General features: G+C 64.9%; 18 protein-coding genes. 1 reads left to right on the top strand and 17 read right to left on the bottom strand.

Annotated features, from left to right (window positions below):
* Positions 1 to 30 precede the first annotated feature (30 nt).
* On the top strand, positions 31 to 1404 hold the full coding sequence (locus tag AC097R_RS01220) for an LLM class flavin-dependent oxidoreductase (RefSeq protein WP_479595776.1): 1374 nt from the start codon (positions 31 to 33) through the stop codon (positions 1402 to 1404).
* A 103-nt stretch (positions 1405 to 1507) separates the two neighbouring features.
* Here AC097R_RS01220 and AC097R_RS01215 read toward each other — a convergent pair whose 3' ends face one another.
* The 17 genes from AC097R_RS01215 to AC097R_RS01135 all read right to left on the bottom strand — a co-directional run bounded on the left by AC097R_RS01215 (position 1508) and on the right by AC097R_RS01135 (position 17638).
* Positions 1508 to 2548: a substrate-binding domain-containing protein gene (locus tag AC097R_RS01215; RefSeq protein WP_479595775.1), complete on the bottom strand. Its 1041-nt coding sequence runs from the start codon at positions 2546 to 2548 to the stop codon at positions 1508 to 1510.
* Positions 2549 to 2602: 54 nt separating this feature from the next.
* On the bottom strand, positions 2603 to 3649 hold the full coding sequence (locus AC097R_RS01210) for an ABC transporter permease (protein WP_479595774.1): 1047 nt from the start codon (positions 3647 to 3649) through the stop codon (positions 2603 to 2605).
* A 36-nt stretch (positions 3650 to 3685) separates the two neighbouring features.
* A complete protein-coding gene (locus AC097R_RS01205; RefSeq protein WP_479595773.1) occupies positions 3686 to 5170 on the bottom strand; it encodes a sugar ABC transporter ATP-binding protein in 1485 nt (494 codons plus the stop codon).
* 76 nt (positions 5171 to 5246) lie between these two features.
* On the bottom strand, positions 5247 to 6356 hold the full coding sequence (mtnA, locus tag AC097R_RS01200; RefSeq protein ID WP_479595772.1) for an S-methyl-5-thioribose-1-phosphate isomerase: 1110 nt from the start codon (positions 6354 to 6356) through the stop codon (positions 5247 to 5249).
* On the bottom strand, positions 6353 to 7045 hold the full coding sequence (gene mtnC, locus AC097R_RS01195; RefSeq protein WP_479595771.1) for an acireductone synthase: 693 nt from the start codon (positions 7043 to 7045) through the stop codon (positions 6353 to 6355). Before mtnC ends, mtnA begins: the two co-directional genes overlap by 4 nt.
* Positions 7046 to 7054: 9 nt before the next feature.
* Positions 7055 to 8311: an S-methyl-5-thioribose kinase gene (mtnK, locus tag AC097R_RS01190; RefSeq protein ID WP_479595770.1), complete on the bottom strand. Its 1257-nt coding sequence runs from the start codon at positions 8309 to 8311 to the stop codon at positions 7055 to 7057.
* 7 nt (positions 8312 to 8318) lie between these two features.
* Positions 8319 to 8870 (bottom strand): 1,2-dihydroxy-3-keto-5-methylthiopentene dioxygenase, encoded by a 552-nt coding sequence (locus AC097R_RS01185; protein WP_479595769.1) that lies wholly within the window; start codon positions 8868 to 8870, stop codon positions 8319 to 8321.
* Between the two features lie 23 nt (positions 8871 to 8893).
* A complete protein-coding gene (gene mtnB, locus AC097R_RS01180; protein WP_479595768.1) occupies positions 8894 to 9550 on the bottom strand; it encodes a methylthioribulose 1-phosphate dehydratase in 657 nt (218 codons plus the stop codon).
* A gap of 29 nt (positions 9551 to 9579) precedes the next feature.
* On the bottom strand, positions 9580 to 10662 hold the full coding sequence (locus AC097R_RS01175; RefSeq protein WP_479595767.1) for an isopenicillin N synthase family dioxygenase: 1083 nt from the start codon (positions 10660 to 10662) through the stop codon (positions 9580 to 9582).
* Positions 10659 to 11693 carry an isopenicillin N synthase family dioxygenase gene (locus tag AC097R_RS01170; RefSeq protein WP_479595766.1) on the bottom strand — a complete coding sequence of 345 codons (1035 nt, stop codon included), beginning with the start codon at positions 11691 to 11693 and terminating at the stop codon, positions 10659 to 10661. Before AC097R_RS01170 ends, AC097R_RS01175 begins: the two co-directional genes overlap by 4 nt.
* Complete coding sequence (locus AC097R_RS01165; RefSeq protein ID WP_479595765.1) at positions 11690 to 12433, bottom strand: amino acid ABC transporter ATP-binding protein; 744 nt, start codon at positions 12431 to 12433, stop codon at positions 11690 to 11692. The genes AC097R_RS01170 and AC097R_RS01165 overlap by 4 nt, the downstream gene beginning before the upstream one ends.
* Positions 12430 to 13176, bottom strand: a complete 747-nt coding sequence (locus AC097R_RS01160) for an amino acid ABC transporter permease (protein WP_479595764.1) — start codon at positions 13174 to 13176, stop codon at positions 12430 to 12432. Before AC097R_RS01160 ends, AC097R_RS01165 begins: the two co-directional genes overlap by 4 nt.
* Entirely contained in the window at positions 13173 to 13871 is a 699-nt protein-coding gene (locus tag AC097R_RS01155; RefSeq protein WP_479595763.1) for an amino acid ABC transporter permease, read from the bottom strand. The genes AC097R_RS01160 and AC097R_RS01155 overlap by 4 nt, the downstream gene beginning before the upstream one ends.
* Before the next feature lie 87 nt (positions 13872 to 13958).
* On the bottom strand, positions 13959 to 14792 hold the full coding sequence (locus AC097R_RS01150) for a transporter substrate-binding domain-containing protein (protein ID WP_479595762.1): 834 nt from the start codon (positions 14790 to 14792) through the stop codon (positions 13959 to 13961).
* Between the two features lie 146 nt (positions 14793 to 14938).
* Positions 14939 to 15745, bottom strand: a complete 807-nt coding sequence (locus AC097R_RS01145; protein WP_479595761.1) for a phosphate/phosphite/phosphonate ABC transporter substrate-binding protein — start codon at positions 15743 to 15745, stop codon at positions 14939 to 14941.
* A 10-nt stretch (positions 15746 to 15755) separates the two neighbouring features.
* Complete coding sequence (gene osmF, locus AC097R_RS01140) at positions 15756 to 16688, bottom strand: glycine betaine ABC transporter substrate-binding protein OsmF (protein WP_479595760.1); 933 nt, start codon at positions 16686 to 16688, stop codon at positions 15756 to 15758.
* Positions 16685 to 17638, bottom strand: a complete 954-nt coding sequence (locus AC097R_RS01135) for a fatty acid desaturase (RefSeq protein ID WP_479595759.1) — start codon at positions 17636 to 17638, stop codon at positions 16685 to 16687. The genes osmF and AC097R_RS01135 overlap by 4 nt, the downstream gene beginning before the upstream one ends.
* Positions 17639 to 17990: the final 352 nt, after the last annotated feature.

The raw sequence follows: 17990 nt of genomic DNA, 5'->3' as shown, positions 1-17990 counted from the left end.
CGCCCTCGGTGGCAGTACCTCCCGTTTGCCATGCCATCCCCAAAACACATTCTGCTCAACGCCTTCAACATGAACTGCGTGGGCCATATCAGCCACGGCCTGTGGACGCACCCGCACGATCAGTCCCACCGCTACACCACCATCCCCTACTGGACCGACCTGGCGCGCACGCTGGAGCGTGGGTTGTTCGATGGCCTGTTCCTGGCCGACATCGTGGGCACCTACGACGTGTACCAGCGCAACGTAGACATCACGCTGCGTGAGTCCATCCAGTTGCCGGTGAACGACCCCACGCTGTTGGTCTCGGCCATGGCGGCGGTCACGCAGCACCTGGGCTTTGGCGTGACCGTGAATCTGAGCTACGAGCAGCCCTATCTACTTGCACGTCGCTTCTCTACGCTGGACCACCTGACCCAGGGCCGCATCGGCTGGAACATCGTGACGGGCTACTTGGACAGCGCGGCGCGCGCCATGGGCCTGAGCGAACAGCTGGCGCACGACGCCCGCTACGACAAGGCCGATGAGTTTCTGGACGTGCTCTACCAGCTGTGGGAAGGCAGCTGGGAAGACGGCGCCGTGCTGCGCGACAAGGTGGCGCGCGTGTTTTCCGACCCGCGCAAGGTGCACCGCGTGCAACACCAAGGCACGCACTACCAAGTGGACGGCTACCACCTGTCCGAGCCCTCGCCGCAGCGCACGCCGGTGCTGTTCCAGGCTGGCAGCTCGGGCCGCGGCCAGCGCTTTGCCGCGCGCCATGCGGAGTGCGTGTTCATCTCACCGCCCAGCAAGGAGGCGGCACGCGCCTCCGTTCAAGCACTGCGCGAACAGCTGGTGGCCGCCGGGCGCCGGCCCGACGATGTGAAGGTCTTCATGGGCGCGGCCGTTGTGCCGGGCCGCACGGAAGCTGAGGCGAAAGAAAAATACGCCGACTACAAACAGTACGCCAGCCGCGAGGCAGGCCTGGCCCATTTTTCCGCCAGCACTGGCATCGACTACGGCCAGTACGACCTGGACGAGCCCATTGCCTACGGCAAATCCAACGCCATCGAGTCCGCCACCAAGGCCGCGCAGGAGCGGGGCTGGACGCGGCGTTCCCTGCTGGAGTTGTTTGAACTGGGCGGGCGCTACCCGGCCATCGTGGGCGATGCCAGCCAGGTGGCGGACACGCTACAGGGCTGGATCCGCGACACCGGTATCGACGGCTTCAACCTGAGCCGCACCGTGGTGCCCGAGAGCTACGAAGACTTTGTCGACATCGTCACGCCCGAGCTGCAGAACCGGGGCGTGTTCAAAACCGCCTATGAGGAAGGCAGCCTGCGCCACAAGGTGTTTGGCCAGGGTGGCTCGCTGCCCGCGCGCCACGCCGCCGCCAGCTTCCGCCGGACGCCTGCGCAGGGAGTTTAAGTACGAAGTTGGCCTCTAGCCACCGTGGAATATGCGCAAGCAGCTACGGTATTCATAGCAAGAAAAACTCCCTGGCCCGCAGGCCAGGGAGTCAGCGCCCCGCTTAGTTGGGGGCGTTCTTGATCCAGGACGCCGTGGCCACGGTGCTTTGGCCGAAGGCCGGTAGCTTGGCGCTGAGCTCTTCCACGGTTTTCACGCCGGCGTCGCGCAGCTGCTTTTGGGTCAGCAGGCTGGGCTCCACCACCACGCGGCGGCCGGGGTCCTTGCCGGCAATGGACAGGGCCACAGCGCGCACAGACACGGCGCCGACGACGGCAGGGTTGGTCGCCACGGTGGCGACCCATGGGCTGTCGGCTTCGGTGATTTCCTGGATGTCAGCGGTGGACACGTCGGCGGAGTAGATCTTCAGCTTCTTGGAGATGCCCAGCTCTTGTGCCGCCAGCTTCACGCCGCGGGCAAATTCGTCATAAGGGGCAAACACCACGGTCACATCGGGGTTGGCGCGCAGTGCGGCCTTGGCCTGGTCGGCCACGGAGGCGGCGGTGGTGGCGTTCACCACGCCAAAGCGCACCTTCTCGGTCACGCCTTTGTTGGCGGTCTTGAATTCGGTCCACACCTCGTTGCGGCGATCCAGCGGCGCAAAACCTGCCACATAGACATAGCCAGCCTTGAAGGCCTTGCCGTTCTCCTTGGCGGCCTGCTCCAGCGCATGGCGGGCCAGCGCGTGGTCGCTCTGCTCGATCTGGGGCACCTTGGCGTTGTCCAGGTTCACGTCAAACGCCACGACCTTGATGCCGGCGTCGACTGCCTTTTGCACCACATCCTTCAGGGACTCGGGCAGGCCGTGGTCCACGATGATGCCGTGCACCTTTTGGTTGATGGCCTGTTCGATCTGGTTGCGCTGTTCGGCAGCGTCCTGGCGGCCGGGGTAGACGCGTAGGTCAATGCCCAGGGCCTTGGCCTGTTGCTGGGCACCGGCCTGGTAGGCCTGGTAGAAGTCGCCGGCCGACAGGTAGGCCACCAGGGCCACCTTCACGCCGCCCTTGTCGAACGGAGCCGGTGCGCCGGCAATCTGTGCGCTAACGCCAAAGGCGCTGGCCAGCGCGAGTGCGCTGACGATGGTTTTGAGTGTGTGCTTGACCATGAAAATCCTCCTGAGAGTGTTGAAGAAAACGAAATGGAAAAAGGGAGAGAGGGTTCAGTCGCGCCGGCTCAGGCCGTAGGTCATGGCCAGCGCGCCCACCAGCACGGCGCCCTTGACGAAGTCCTGCGTGTAGTAGGGGGCGTTGAGCATGGTCAGCCCGTTGAGCAGCACGCCCACAAAAATGGCGCCCACCACGGTGCCCGCCACATTGGGGCGGCGCGCGTCCAGCACGGCGTAGCCAATGAGTGACGCGGCCACCGCATCCATCAGCAGCGAAGAACCCGAGGACACATCGCCGCGCCCCACACGCGCCGCTACCAGCGCGCCGCCCAGCGCGGCCAAGCTGGCGCTGATCACATAGGCCAGCACTTTGAGCCGCGCTGTGGGCGCACCGGCCAGCCGCGCGGCCAGCTCGTTGCCGCCGGTGGCGAACAGCAGGCGGCCAATGCGCGTGTGCTCGGTCAGCAGATAAAACACCACGGCCAGCACCGCGAGGATGACTACCGGTAGCGGCACTACGCCGCCCAGCGTTGCGCGGCCCAGTGCCAGAAAGTCGGGGCTGAAGCTGCCCGTGGCCGAGCTGCCGTCGGGCAAGATCATGCCGCTGGAGATGGAGCGGCCCGCGGTGGGAATGAGCTGCAGGCCACCCAGCAGAAACATGATGGCCAATGTGGCCAGCAGGTCGGGCACCTTGAGCTTGACGATGAGCAGCGCGTTGGCCAGGCCCACGGCCACGCCCAACACCAGTACGGCCACCACACTGGCCAGTGCGCCGTTCTGCCAGACCACCATGCTGTAGCCCGCCACCATCACGCTGGAGGCTGCCGTGGCACCAATCGACAAATCAAAACCCGCCACTGCCATGGTGACGGTTACACCCACGCCGAGGATGGCGACGACCGACACCGCTTGCAACACGCTCATGGCGTTACCCACCGACCAGAAGGCGGGCTCGGCCAGGCCGAAGCCGACGAGCATGGCCAGCAGCAAACCGAAGATGGCATAGCGCCGCACCTGGGCAGCGATGGTGGCCAGCGAAAGCGGCGGGGTGGCCGTGGTCAGGCCGGGGGAGGAAGGGGTGGACACAGTGGTGGCAGGCATGGGGACGCGGGGATGGGCGAAAAAGGGTTCCATGGCTCAGACCAGCACCGCAGCGTTGCCGTGCTCGGGCGCAGGCTGCAGGTCGTGGTGCTGGATGACATAGATGCGGTCTGCCACTTCCAGCGCCTCTTCGGGGTCGCTGGTGGCAATGAGGGTGGCGGTCTGCGTGTCGGCGCGCAGGGCGGCAATGATGTCGGCGCGTGCGCCCACGTCCATGCCTTGAAAGGGTTCGTCCAGCAACAGCAGGTGCTGGGGCTCGGACTGCCAGCGCGCCAGCACCACCTTTTGCTGGTTGCCGCCAGACAGCGTTTCCATGGGTGCGTCGGGCCCGCGGGTGCGGATGCCCAGGCGCGTGATGGCGGATTGCGCCACCTTGCGTTCGACCGAGGGGCGCAGCCAGCCGCGTGGGAACCAGCGGTGCAGGTGCGGCAGCGAGATGGTGCCCGCCACCGTGGCGCCAGGCCAGCCGGCGGGCAGCAGCGAGCTGCGGTGCCGGTCTTCGCCAGCCAAGCCCACGCCAGATGCAATGGCTTCTTGCGCGCTGCGGGGGGCATAGGGTTGGCCCTGCAGCTCCACGCTGCCAGCTGCCAGACGCTCCAGGCCAAACAGCGCGCGCAGCAGCCGGCTTTTGCCCGCGCCCAGGTGGCCGGTGATTGCGACCACTTCGCCGCGGCGCACCTGCAGGTCAAAGGCCGGGCTGTGCGCCAGCAGGCGCACGCCACGCAGGTCTAGCACCACGCGCTCGGCCACGGCCCGAGCCGCCACGCGTGCACTCGCCAAAGGGCGGCCAATCATGGCTTCCACCGCGGCATCAAATGGCACGGGGCGTACAAAGTCTGCAGCCACCACACCACCGCGCAGCACCACCACGCGGTCGGCAATGGCCTGCAGGTCCGCCATGCGGTGCGAGATGTAGAGGATGGCAATGCCGCGTGCCTTCAAGTCGCGCAGCACGGCAAACAGGCGCTCGGCTTCCGCCTGCGACAGGCTGGCCGTGGGCTCATCGAGAATCAACACCTTGGCCTGCGCGGCCACTGCGCGCGCAATCGCCACCAGTTGCCGGTCGGCTGCGCCCAGGTCGCCAAAGTCGGCATCCACATCCAGCGCAAAGCCGGTGTGCGCCAAAACTTCCAAGGCCTGCTTGCGGATGCTGCGGCGCGAGACGAAGAGCGGCGTATCGCCCGATGCAAAGTGGTCCAGCAGCAGCACGTCAGCCACGCGCTGGCCAGCGGCGCCCACGCGGTCGGTGGACTGGTGCACGGTGACCACCCCGCGGCGCGCGGCGTCACGTGGTGACGCGGGCGCGTAGGCCTGGCCTGCCAGCTCTAGCGTGCCCGCGTCGGCCTGCAGGGCGCCCGAGAGAATGTTGACGAGGGTGGACTTGCCGGCCCCGTTGGCGCCCATCAGGGCCAGCACTTCGCCGGTTGCAATGTCTAGCGCCAGACCGTCGAGTGCGCGGGTGGCCGCGAAGTGCTTTTTCAAGCCGCGAATGCGAACCAGCGGAGTGACAGAAGAGGACAAAGAAAGGCCAACGAATGTAATAAGAGGGATGGATGCTATCGGCCGCGCTGCACGCCGCCAATGAAGAAAAAACTGCTTAGATATGCGGTTTCTGCGCGGGTGTTGTCAGGTCACGCAGCGTGTGCAGCGCATGCGGCTCCAGCACACCCCGTTCGGTCACAAACGAGGTCACCAGGCGCGCCGGTGTCACGTCAAACGCGGGGTTGGCCGCAGGGCTGCCCGGAGCTGCCACGCGCACGGAGCGCAGCGTGTTCTGTGCATCCAGACCCTGCACGGTCAACACCTCATCACCGCTGCGTTCCTCGATAGGAATCTCGCGCAGGCCATCTGCCATGCGCCAGTCGATGGTCGGGCTGGGCAACGCCACGTGAAAGCCCACGCCGTTGTCGAAGGCCGCCAACGCCTTGAGGTAAGTGCCGATCTTGTTGGCCGTGTCGCCGCGCGTGGTCACGCGGTCGGCACCCACCAGGCACAGGTCCACATCGCCACGCTGCATGAGGTGGCCGCCCGCGTTGTCGGCCACCACGGTGTGGGGCACACCATGCCAGCCCAGTTCCAGCGCGGTCAGCAGCGCGCCCTGGTTGCGTGGCCGGGTCTCGTCCACCCACACATGCACCGGTATGCCCTGGTCGTGCGCGGCGTAAATCGGCGCCAGCGCCGTGCCCCAGTCCACCGTGGCCAGCCAGCCCGCATTGCAGTGGGTGAGGATGTTGACGCGTTCGCGCGTGCCGCGGTTGGCCCAGGCGGCTTCGATGAGCGGCAAGCCGTATTGGCCAATTGCGTGGCACAGCGCCACGTCTTCATCGGCCAGCTGCGCGGCAACCTCCAGCGCGGCAGCAGGGCGCTGCGCGGGGCTTAGCGGGCGCAAATGTGCCAGTGCCGCCTCGATGGCGTAGCGCAGGTTCACTGCCGTGGGCCGCGTGGCCAGCAAGTCCAGTGCGGTCTGTTCCAGCGCAGGGTCGGAAGCATCGGTGCGCAGTGCCAACGCCAGGCCATAGGCGGCAGTGATGCCGATGAGGGGTGCGCCGCGCACAGTCATCGTGCGGATGGCGTGGGCGGCTTCGGCGGCGTTGCGAATCAGCACCGTATCAAAGGCAAAGGGCAGTGCCACCTGGTTGATGACGCGCACGCCATCGGCTGCCGCATCCCACCAAATGGAGCGGTAATGGGTTCCGTGGATCTTCATGGGAGGCGCTGGACCTGCAGTTCGGCAAAACTCTGCACACCGGCAAAGCGCGCGTCGGGCGCTGTGTCTTCGCGCACCACATGCACCACCTGGAGGCCGGCGGTCTGTGCGGCTTGTAGTTCGGCCACACTGTCGGAGGCGAAGAGAACGTGTGCGGGCGCATGGCCCAATGCCTGTGCAATGCGCAGGTAGGACGCAGCTTCCACCTTGGCGCCAATGTCAGTGTCAAAGTGGGCGATGAACCAGGGGCGCAGATTGCCGGCCACGCTGTGCGCGAAGTAGAGGTGCTGGGCCTGCACCGAGCCAGACGAGTAGATGGCCTGTGGCAGACCTTGTGCATGCCAGTGCTGCAGCGCGGCTACCGCGTCGGCGTACAAATGGCCCTGGAAGTCGCCACCCTCAAAGCCCTTTTGCCAGACCAGGCCCTGCAGCTTTTTCAGCGGTGGCGCCTTGCGGTCTTCCGCGATCCACTGCAGCAACGTGTCTGCCGGGTCTACGTTTTGCGTGCCGGCCAGTGTCACCGTGTCCTGCAGGGCCTGGGCCACGGCAGGCAGGTCTGCGTGCTGTGCAAGGTAGCTGCGCAGGTGTGCGCGTGCATAGGGCGCGAGCACCTGGGTGAGGAAGGTCTTGGAGCCTATGGTGCCTTCGATGTCGAGTAGCACCACGGCCGCCTGGAATTGCAAGGACATAACGGGCGCTCAGAAGGTGTCGAAAACCGGCACGGCGGCGACTAGCGCCTGCACGTCCGCATAGCGCGCGGGGTGCAGTAGCAGGTCGCGCGCCAGCGCAATCGCGGCGGCCTGCTGGCGCGCGCGCAGGTCCACATCGGCAATGGCGCCGAAGTCGGCGATCTGCGAGAAGCCGATGGTGCGGCGGATGATCTCGATGGCGGCAAAGCCCAAGGTATCGGCCCACACGTCGTGCAGAAACGCGGCCTGCACGGTTGGCAGTGCGGTGGCGTCAAAGTGGCTGTCCGGGTAGCTATCGCCCTGGCCGCCATGGGTGTTCCAGTGGGCCAGAAACTGCGCGTGAAACCGCTGCCAGAAGACTGCAACCTGCTCCAGTATCCAGGCGCGGTAGCCCGCGGTGTCACCGCCGTGCCCCGCCTTGGCGTACCAGGCCATGAGCAAATTGGCGATGAACATGCCGGTGTCAAAGCCGATGGGCCCCACCCAGGCGAATTCGCCGTCGATCACGCGCGTGTCGTCCTGCGTCACCATAACCGACCCCGAGTGCAGATCGCCATGCAGCAGCGCCTGGGGCTTGGCCAGATAGTGGTTGCGCAAGCGCGCCACGGCAGCCTTCAGCACCGCGTCTTCGCGCAATGACTGCGCTACGGCGTCCAGCTGCGGCGAGGCATAGCGGTTGCGCGCATGCACCTGGTAGGGGTCGATGAACACCAGGTCCACGGTGATGCGCTGGAGGTCGTGGTTTTGTGAGAACAGCGCCACGTCCTGAAACTTGCGCTCGAACGGGGTGCTGATGTCCGAGGTGTGGAACAGTGACGCTGCGGCAAAGTCGGCTACGGCGCGCGCCGCATCGGCATGGCGCACGCCTTCGATGAGGGACTTGCGCAGAATGGTGTGCGGCTGCAGGCGCTCCATCACGATCACGCGCAGCGTGGCGTCGAAGTGCAAAAACTGCGGCACCAGCCCGGGCACAAAGGGCTCGGTGCGCTGCATGTATTCGCTCTCGAAATACGCACGCTCTACCGAGAGTGGCCAGTCGTCCTTGGCCACGCGCACATAGGGCAGGGACTGCTTGACGCAGACGCCATCCAGCGGGCCTTCCACCAGGTAGACGGCGTTCAGGTTGCCATCGGCCACGTCCTGCACGGTCCACTGGGCGGGCTCGCCGCCCAGGCGCGCGGCTACGGCAGGCCATTGCGCCAGCAGTGGGGCAATCTCTTCGCGTTGCAGTACGCGGTAGTTCAGCGCGGGGTCACGGTCGCTCATACGCACCTCAGGCCGCTACGGTGTCCAGGCGCGGAATCACGTTGGACAGCGGGTCCCCCGTGAAGTGGCCCACCCAGCCATCGGGCGACACAAAGAGGCGAATGGCCGTGAAGCGTGGCGCTGGTCCCATGTCAAACCAGTGGCGTGTGCCGGCGGGTACCGAAATCAAATCACCGGCCTCGCAGAGCACCTGCAGCACGGTATCGCCCAAGTGCAGGTAGAACGCGCCCGCACCCTCCACAAAGAAGCGAACCTCGTCATCGGCGTGCGTGTGTTCCTCGATGAACTTCTGGCGCATGGCCGTGCGGTCCGGGTGCTCGGGCGTGATGCGTGCCACGTCCACCGTGGTGTAGCCCTTGCTGGCCTTGAGTCGTTCGATCTCGGGTGCGTAGGCGCTCAACACGGCGGCGGTGTCAGCATCTACAGGCAGGGCGCGCACGGCCCAGCGTTCAAACTGAATGCCGACCTGGGCCAGCGTGTGGGCAATGACGGGGTCTTCGCGCGTCTGCAGCACCACTTGGCTGGGTGCGGAGACATGGTAGGTGGTGAGGGTGGTCATGGTGCTATCCAAAAAGAGAAGGTTCAGGCGCGCAGTGCCAACACCTGTGCCAGCAGAAAGTCCAGCGCCTCCAGGTGGCGCCAGGCTTGTTGGGCGCTATCGCCCCACGCGTACAGGCCGTGGCCGGCAATCACATAGCCCGGTGCGAACACGGCGTCGGCGGGTGCCTGGGCGAGGTGCGCGGCAACCTGATCGGCCAGCGCCGCAATGTCTTGGGTGTTGGCAAACACGGGCAGGTGCACGCGGGTCTCGTGGGTGCGCACGCCCTGCAGGGCCTTTTGCAGCTCCCAACCTTCCAGCACGATGCGGCCCTGGCCCTGGTGCACGCGGCCCAGCACCGAGGCGGCGAGGTTGTGGGTGTGGAACACGGCGCCAATGGCGGGATGGTCGGCATAGAGCCGCAGGTGCAGTTCGGCTTCGGCAGAGGAGCCTGGCAACAAGGCTTTTCCGGCGGGTTGGCGCAGGATGTCTGTCAGCGCCATGGCGCCCTTGTCGACACCTGACCGTGTGATGGCGATCTGACCATCCGCAGCGCGTACCGAGAAATTGCCCGCAGTGGCCGGCACCCAGCCACGCAGGGCGGCTTGTCGGCCCGTCTCAATCACGGCCTGTGCCGCGGTGTTCCAGTCAGGCCACGCGCTGCTTGCGGTGGCGGAGGTTGCTGTCGATGGCTGGCTCATATTCCGGGGCACTTTTCAAACCCCTGATGCTAGGGAGCCGCATAAGACTCGCCAAGGATTGTTTGCGCATATGCATGCGCGTTTTTCGGTGGCTGCACATCGGCATAGAAGCGCGCCGTGACTTCGGGGTGCGAGCGCAAACGCCCTTTGAGCAGGTTGCGCCCGGTGTGGGCGATCAGGGGGTTCTGCGGGTCGGTGTCCACACCGAGTGCTTGCGCTTGCAGGTCAGCGGGCAATGCGATGGGCTGCAGCTCGGCCTCCAGTCGCGGGCTGATGAAGAAGGCCACCGACAGTCGGCTGCTGGCCCCGATGGGGCTGACCACGCGGTGCGTGGTAGCGCGCAGGTAGCCCTGGGTCAGTATTTCCAGAACCTCGCCCAGGTTGATGACCACGGTGCCCGCGATGGGGGGCACGTCGATCCAGCGATTGCTTGCACCGCCTTCGCGTTCCAGCACCTGCAGCCCTGCCTGAGTGTCCTGCAGCAGCAGCGTGAGGCAGCCCGAGTCCTTGTGCGCCCCCACGCCCTGGCGCGATGTTTGCGCCTCCCGCACGGGGTAGCGAATGATCTTGAGGTGTTGCACCGGCGTGTCGGCAAAGGCGTCGTCAAAGTGCTGTTCGGGCTGGCCCAGTGCCAGCGCCAGTGCGCGCAGCAATTGCTGGGCGGCTTGCGTCAGCGTGGCCTGCCAGCCCAGCAGCAGCGGCTGCAGCGAGGGCATGCTGGCTGGCCATTGGTTGGGGCCCTGCAGGCGCTTCCAGGCCTCGTGCGCGGGGGCTTCGGCAAAGGGTTCACGCTCCGCGCCCACATCCAGCTGCTCCCGCCAGTCGCGCTCGCTGCGCGTGATCTCATCGCCCGCCGCCGTGTAGCCGCGAAAGTGCGATGAGTTCGCCATGTGCAGGGCTTGCTTGCGGGCTTCGGGCAACGCAAAGAACACTCGGGCCGCCTGCAGCACGGCCTGGGCCTGGGTGGCGCTGGCGCCAAAGCCGCTCAGGTAGAAGAAGCCGGTGTGGTGGGCGGTCTCGCGCAGCTGGGCGACAAAGGCCGCACGTTGCGCCGCGTCGCCCGCGGTGAACTCCCGCAGGTCCAGGATGGGCAGGGTGGCACTACTGCTCATGCCAGCACCTCGTCGGTCAGTTGCGGGAAGACCTTGGACACCTTGTTGAGCAGGTAGTCGCCATAGCTGCCCTGAAAGGCGTGCACATTGGCTTGGTCCCAGCGGGTGACGCTGTCGTCCACCACGGGCTGTGCGTGCAACAACCCGTCGATGCGGTGCACGCGGGCAAAGAAATTGGGGTCAAAGAACAGCGGAAACGACAGCCGGTCGCGCCCCGACGCATTGCGCACCACGCGGTGGGGTGTGGACTTGTAGAGGCCACCCGTCATGCGGTCCAGCATGTCACCGATATTGCAGACCAGCGTGCCTGCCACAGGCGGCGCCTCCACCCAGCCCTGCGGCGTGCGCACCTGCAGGCCACCCACCGTGTCCTGGTGCAGCAGGGTCAGCAGGCCGTAGTCGGTGTGCTCACCTACGCCCCAGATGCTGTCTGCCGCGCCAACCAAATCTTGTGGCAGCGGCTGGCTGGGGTAGTTGAAGATGCGGAACAGCACCAGCGGGTCGTGGGTGTAGCGGTCTGAAAAGTAGGCAGCCTCCAGCCCCAGGCTGAGGGCAATGCCCCGCAGCACGGCGTGCGCGGCCTGCGTCACCTGCTCCATATAGGCCCGCACGGCTTCGCGCAACTCAGGCACCACTGTGTCGGGGAACTGGTTCGGTCCATGCAAGGGGGTGCCCGCCAGCACGCGCGCATCGTCCGGTGGCAACTCGGTGCCAAAGTAGATGCCTTCTTTCCAGTCGGGCCGGCCCGATGTCAACTCGCCAGCCAGCGGAAAGAAACCACGCCAGGCGCGCCCGCTCAGGGCCATGCGCCACTGCAACTTGTCGTGGGTGGGTAGCGCAAAGAAGCGGTGGCTCAGGTCTTCCAGCCGCTGCACCAGGTCCGGGTCCACGCCATGGCCGCGCACGTAGAAGAATCCATGGGCGCGGCAGGCCTTGGCCATCTGCGCTACGGCCTCGTGCGCCGCGACGGGGTCGCCACCCTGCTCGCGCAGGGCCGCAATGTCGATGATGGGCAGACCGACTGCACTCATGCGGTCACCGCAAACGGAGAGCGGATGTCAGACAGAAACTGCCGCGCGCGCGGGTGTTCGGGGCGGTTGAAGAACTGCTCCGGCGTGGCACGTTCCAGCACGCGACCGGCATCCATGAAGAGCACGCGGTCGGCCACGTCGCGGGCAAAGCCCATTTCGTGCGTCACTACCAGCATGGTCAGGCCGTCACGGGCCAGGTCTTTCATGACCGCCAGCACTTCGCCCACCATTTCGGGGTCCAGTGCCGAGGTGGGTTCGTCAAACAGCAGCACCGGGGGCTTCATGGCCAGCGCGCGGGCGATGGCCACGCGCTGCTGCTGCCCACCCGACAGTTCGGAGGCAAAGGCATGGGCTTTGTGCACCAGGCCCACGCGCTCCAGCAGGGCCAGGGCTTCTTCCTTGGCCTGGGTCGCACTCAGGCCACGCAGGCGGCGCGGGGCCAGCGTGCAGTTGTCCAGCGCGCTGAGGTGGGGGAACAGGTTGAACTGCTGGAACACAAAGCCGATGCCGGCACGGAAGGCGTTCACGTCCAGCCCGCGCGCGTGGATGTCCTGGCCATTCAGCGTGATGCGGCCGGAGTGGATGGGTTCGAGCCGGTTCAGCGTGCGGATCAGCGTGGACTTGCCCGAGCCCGAAGGGCCGCAGACCACGACGATCTCGCCGCGGGCCACGGTCTCGTTGATGTCGCTGAGGGCCTGGTACTCGCCGTACCACTTGTTGACTTGGTGAAACTCGATCATGCGGGAACTTCTTGCGCGGGGTGGCGCTGGTCGGTGAGGAGGACAGTGCGGCGCTTGGGTCGGCGTGTGGAGAGGCGTTTTTCCAGCCCATAGGCCACGCGCGACAGCCCGAAACACAGCACAAAGTAGGTGAAGGCCAGGATCAGGTAGACCTGCGTGGGCATGGTGAAGACCTGGGTGTTGATCTGGCTGGCGATGAACGAGACCTCGGACAGGCCAATGATGTAACCGAGCGAGGTCTCCTTGATGGTGGAGACGAACTGGTTGATCAGCGAAGGCAGCATGTGCCGCACGGCCTGGGGCAGCAGCACCTGGCGCAGTGTGGCGATGTAGGACAGGCCCAGTGCGCGGGCTGCCTCGGTCTGCCCCTTGGGCAAAGCCTGGATGCCGGCGCGCACGATCTCCGCCAGGTAAGCGGCATCAAACAGCACCAGCGCCATCAGCATGGTGGGGAACTGGCCCGTCTTGACGCCGGTGATGCTGGGCAAAAAAAAGTAGGCCCAGAACACCACCATGAGCAGGGGTGTACCACGCACCACAAACACCAGCGCGGTGACCGGCCAGCGGATGGCACGCCAGGGGCTGACCCGGCAGACGCCGAGTAACGCCCCCAGGGGCAATGCCAGCATCAGTGCCGCGCTGGCCAGCAGGAGTGTCAGGCTCAGGCCGCCCAGCGGGCCATTGGGGTACTGGCCGATGAGGAAGAACACCCAGTAGGTGTCCAGCATTTCCAGAAAATTCATGCGGCCGCCCTCACAGGGTAGGCGTGCTGGTACCAGGCACCCAGGCCGGTGATTAGCAGCGACAGCGAGAGGTAGCTCACGGTGGCAAACACGAAGGGCTCAAAGCTGCGGAAGGTGGCGGTTTCCACCTTGGCGGCTTGGTACATGAGTTCGGCCGTACCGATGACGGTGGCAATGCTGGTGTTCTTCCAGAGGTTCAGCGTTTGCGACACCAGCGGCGGCACGGTCACGCGCAGCGCCTGCGGCAAGACGACCAGGCGCATGGTGGTCAGAAAACCAAAGCCCAGCGCGCGGCCGGCTTCCAGCTGCACCGAAGGCACGGCGCGTATGCCACTGCGGATGTCTTCGGACATGAAGGCCGCGGTGTAGAGCGTGAGCGCGCACAGCGCGGCAATGGCTTCGAAGTTGTGGCCATAGAGCCACTCGCGCGTGGCTTCGGGCAGAAGCTCGGGCGCGCCGAAATACCAGAACAGCATGTGCGCCAGCAGCGGCACATTGCGGATGGCTTCCACATAGCACCAGGCCATCGCATTGAGGATGCGTGAGGGGGACAAGCGCAACAGCGCAATCAACAAGGCCAACGGCAATGCCAGCACCAGGGTGATGCCCAACAGCGAGAGAGAAAGCGACAGGCCCTGCACCAGCAAATCGTGGTGGGGGCCCGTCAGAACGAGAGAGAGATCAAACACAGTCATACAGAGTCACCATGCCAAACCAGCCTTTGAAGAAACTCCACCGTGCGGTGCAGTCCTCCAAAGGCTGGTGTTGGGGGGTGCGGCCGATTAGCCGTCGATCTTGTCGGAGTCGATCTTGAAGGTGCGCTTGGGGAACTTCAGGCTGGTGTTAGGGCCATACCATTGCAGGAAGGTCTTCTCGGCAGCGCCGCTCTTTTCCAGACCGCGCAGGGTGTCATCCACAGCCGCCTTCAAAGTGGCTTCGCCCTTCTTGATGCCGAAGGCCAAAGGCTCCACGCTCAGGTTTTGCGGCAGGATCACATAGTCCTTGGCCTTGTCGCCCAGCTTGGCGTGTTCGGCAATCAGGCTGGCTTCGTCGTTCACAAACGCCACGCCCTTGCCTTGTTGCAGGGCCTGGAAGGCTTGCTGGGTGTTCTCAAACGTCACCACTTCAGCGGTTGGCACGGCTTTCTTGGTATTGGGTTCCTGCGTGCCGCCCTTCACGGTCACCACCTTCTTGCCAGCCAGATCCGGCACGTCCTTGATGCCGCTGGATTTTTTGACCAGGGCCTTTTGGCCAGTCACCACGGTGGTCAGGGAGAAGTCCACCTGGGCTTCACGTTCCTTGTTGTGGGTCAGCGAAGCAGCCAGCAGGTCCACACCACCTTGTTGCAGTTCGGGGATGCGAGCAGCCACGGCGATCTGCTTGAAGACAGGTTTGACGCCGATCTTGGCGGCGATGGCCTTGGCCAAGTCGATCTCATAGCCGATGAATTCGCGGGTCTTGGGGTCGATGAAGCTGTTGGGTTCGTCGATGCCGAGGACGCCAATGACGATCTCGCCTTTTTTCTTGATATCGCTGAGTTGGTCGGCGTGGGCAGCCAGGCTCGCAACAGCGAGCAAGGTGGCAGAGACGGCTTTGAGGATGAAAGGTACGCGCATGGTTTTTTCCCTAATGAATCAGCGTTGAACAATGGTCCTGCTTCGTTGCAGAGCCTGTGTGCAGGTTATTCAGATGCGCTGGTAATGAGAACGAATGAAATCAGATATCGATGGAATGATTCATCGCAAGCGTTGCACCGTGCCGCTCATAGCTGGTGCACGCCCAACGCTGCGGCCTGTTTTTCCATCGCGCGGCAGACGGCATAGTCTTCGGGCGTGGTCGTCACAAAACCAGCGATGTGCAGCGGTGCCCGTACGGCCGCGTACTGTGCTGCAGTGGCCACCGTCTGCAGGGCACTCTGCAAATGGGTAACCACCTCGGCTGGGGTGTGCGCAGCGGTGATCAAGGGCAGGCCCGGGTAGGGCGCGGTCTCCGTCCACGCGGTCAGGGCGTGTGCCCATTGCGGTTCTGCTTCCAGCGCCAAGGCCCAGGTCACCGCGTCGATGGCGGCAATGTCCGCCCGGCCATCCAGCACTGCGCGGATGGACTGCAGGTGGGCCCCTGTTTCCAACGCGTCGCTAAAGAAGCGGCCCTGCTCCGCCAAGGGGGCGATCAGCGCGCGCAGTGCGTTGTACCCGGACTGGGAGTCGCGGCCGTTATAGGCCACCGTGCTGCCGCGAAAGGCTGGCAGCGTATCGCGCGTGTCGTCACGGCGCCGAATGATCTGGCTGCGGCAATGGATGCCCTGTGCCCCCGGCACTGCGTAGACAAACGTGCCCAGCAACTGCACCTTGCCCTGCAGTGCGTGGGTGAGCGGATAACCGCAGGACTGGCTCAACAACAGCTCGGGCGAAAGCCAATGGGCCAGGTAGTCGCCGGGCCATTCCAGAGCCAACGGTACACGTGCAGCCCACGCCGTGGGCAGACGGTTGTGCAGTTCAGCACGCAACGCTTCTGCAAAACCTTGCACCGCATTCCCCGAGGGGACGTACATCGGCAGAGCGAATGTCATGGGGCCGAGCTTAGCCCTTGATCAGGCCCTTGGCCTTCAGGTAATCCGAGGCCACCTTCTTGGCGTCCTGGCCTTCCAGTGCAATCTTGGCGTTCAGCGATTGCAGGGTGGGGCCGTCCAGGGTCTTGAACACGGGGGCCAGTGCGTCGCGGATCTTGGGGTTCTTGGCCAATACCGATTCGCGGACGATGGGTGCAGGCGCATAGACGGGCTGGATGCCCTTGGGGTCTTCCAGGATGACCAGGCCCAGGGCGGCCACGGGGCCGTCAGTGCCATAGGCCATGGCCGCGTTCACACCAGAGGTGCTCTCTGCCGCCGCCTTGATGGTGATGGAGGTATCACCACCGGCCAGCGTCAGCAGCTGGTCCTGGCTCAGCTTGAAGCCATAGGCCGTCTGGAAGGCGGGCAATGCGTCCGAGCGTTCAATGAACTCGGCCGAGGCCGCCAGCTTGAACTTGCCGCCACCGGACACCCAGCGGCCCAGGTCGTCCAGCGTCTTGAGTTTGTTGGCTGTGGCGACATCTTTGCGAATAGCAATGGCCCACGTGTTGTTGGCCGGTGCGGCGTCCAGCCAGGTGATCTTGTTGGCGGAAGAGTCCAGCTTGTTCACCAGCTCGGCACCGGCCTTGGCATTTTTCCAGGCGGGATTCTTTTCATCGGAGAAGAAGAAGGCGCCGTTGCCGGTGTACTCGGGGTAGATGTCGATCTCACCGGCCACGATGGCGCTGCGCACGATCTTGGTGTTGCCCAGGCGCACCTTGTTTTCGGTCTTGATGCCATTGGCTTCCAGCACCTGAACAATGATGTTGCCTAAGAGCGCGCCTTCGGTGTCGATCTTGGAGCCTACGCGCACCGGGGTGCTTTGGGCCCAGGCAGCAGGGGCTGCGAATGCCGCAGCCAGGGTTGCCAATGCCAGGGTGCGGCGTGTGAATTGCAGAGTCATGGGGTTTCCTTGGGTGAGTAAAAAGGGGAATCGATGGGCCGCCACGCGTGCTGGCGCAGCAACCAGACATAGCCCGGCAGCAGGAAGCTTCCATTGCGCGCCAGGTAGCCCGCGCGGTCAGCGCGGTAGTGGCCGGGAATGCGGTACCAGGGCAGGCCCGGGTGGGTGTGGTGCACCGCGTGGTAGTTGTTGTTGAGGTAGAGCAGGCGCCAGGGCAATGCCGCTTCGTTGATGACGATGCGGTGCGCGGGCAGCGCCGCAGGGCGGTGTTCGTAGAGGGAGCGAAGCATGCCCAGGCCCATGCCGAAGTAGCTGGCGGCGGCGTATTCCCATGCAGACACTGCAGTGGCGTACTCCGCGGCCACCAGCAACGCACTGGCAAGCGCCAGGTGCTGCGCCCAGACCCAAAGCCGCCGGGTGTCCGCACGGCGAATGGCCCGCGCCACATCGGCAGCCAGATGCACCACGGTCAGGGCAGGGCCCAGCAGCAGCCGGCCTGCCACGGTGCGCTGGCTGGTCACCAGAGCTAGTTTCCAGCGTGATTGCAAACCCGCGGGGTAGCGGTAGTTGCTTTCCGGGTCCACGCCGGGTTCGGTCAGGTGCTGGTCCTGGTGGTGTGCCAGGTGGTGGGCCTTGTACAGGTCGAAGGGGTACCACAGGGCGATGGGCAGCAGGCCCAGCAGGCGGTTCACCCAGTCCAGCCGTGTGGGGTGGCCGTGCAGCAGCTCATGCTGCAGGCTCATGTACCAAGTTACCAGAACCGTGAGCGCCGCAAAGTGGAGCCACACCGGCACATGGCGTGCGGTAGCCAGCACCAGCACCCAGCTGCCAACGACAACCAGCCATAACGCCATGGTGGGCCACTCCTCAGTGGCGTCGCGCACCTGGGTGCCGGTGTGCCGCCGCGAGGTGCTGGAGGGGGAATGGGCGTGCAGGCGATGGTGGGGCATAGGACATCGCGCAGAGACGATGCCCAAAATTTATCGAATAAGCCGGGCGTTGAAATCTAAGGAAAACAGATATGGATATGCGCGCTACGGAGTGCGAATCTGTGCTTGCGGTGGCACAACGGTCTGGAGTGAAGTTGGCGATAGGCAAGGTGCTGGGATTGGCCAACGACCGGTATGGAAAGGTCAATTGACGCCCGACTACGCTAGAGCATTGGAAGTGTTTTAAATCAGGCGAAGTGTTTCTTCAGTAAAACTTCGCCACAGCGGTTTCCCGCTCACCTAAGCGTTGTTGCCTGAATAGTCATCACGCCTATCCCACCAAGGCAAACTGCTTGCCAACTCGGCGCAGCTC

The organism is Rhodoferax sp. ZS1R25 (assembly GCF_056521335.1).
This window is presented reverse-complemented; position numbering and strand designations above follow the sequence as displayed.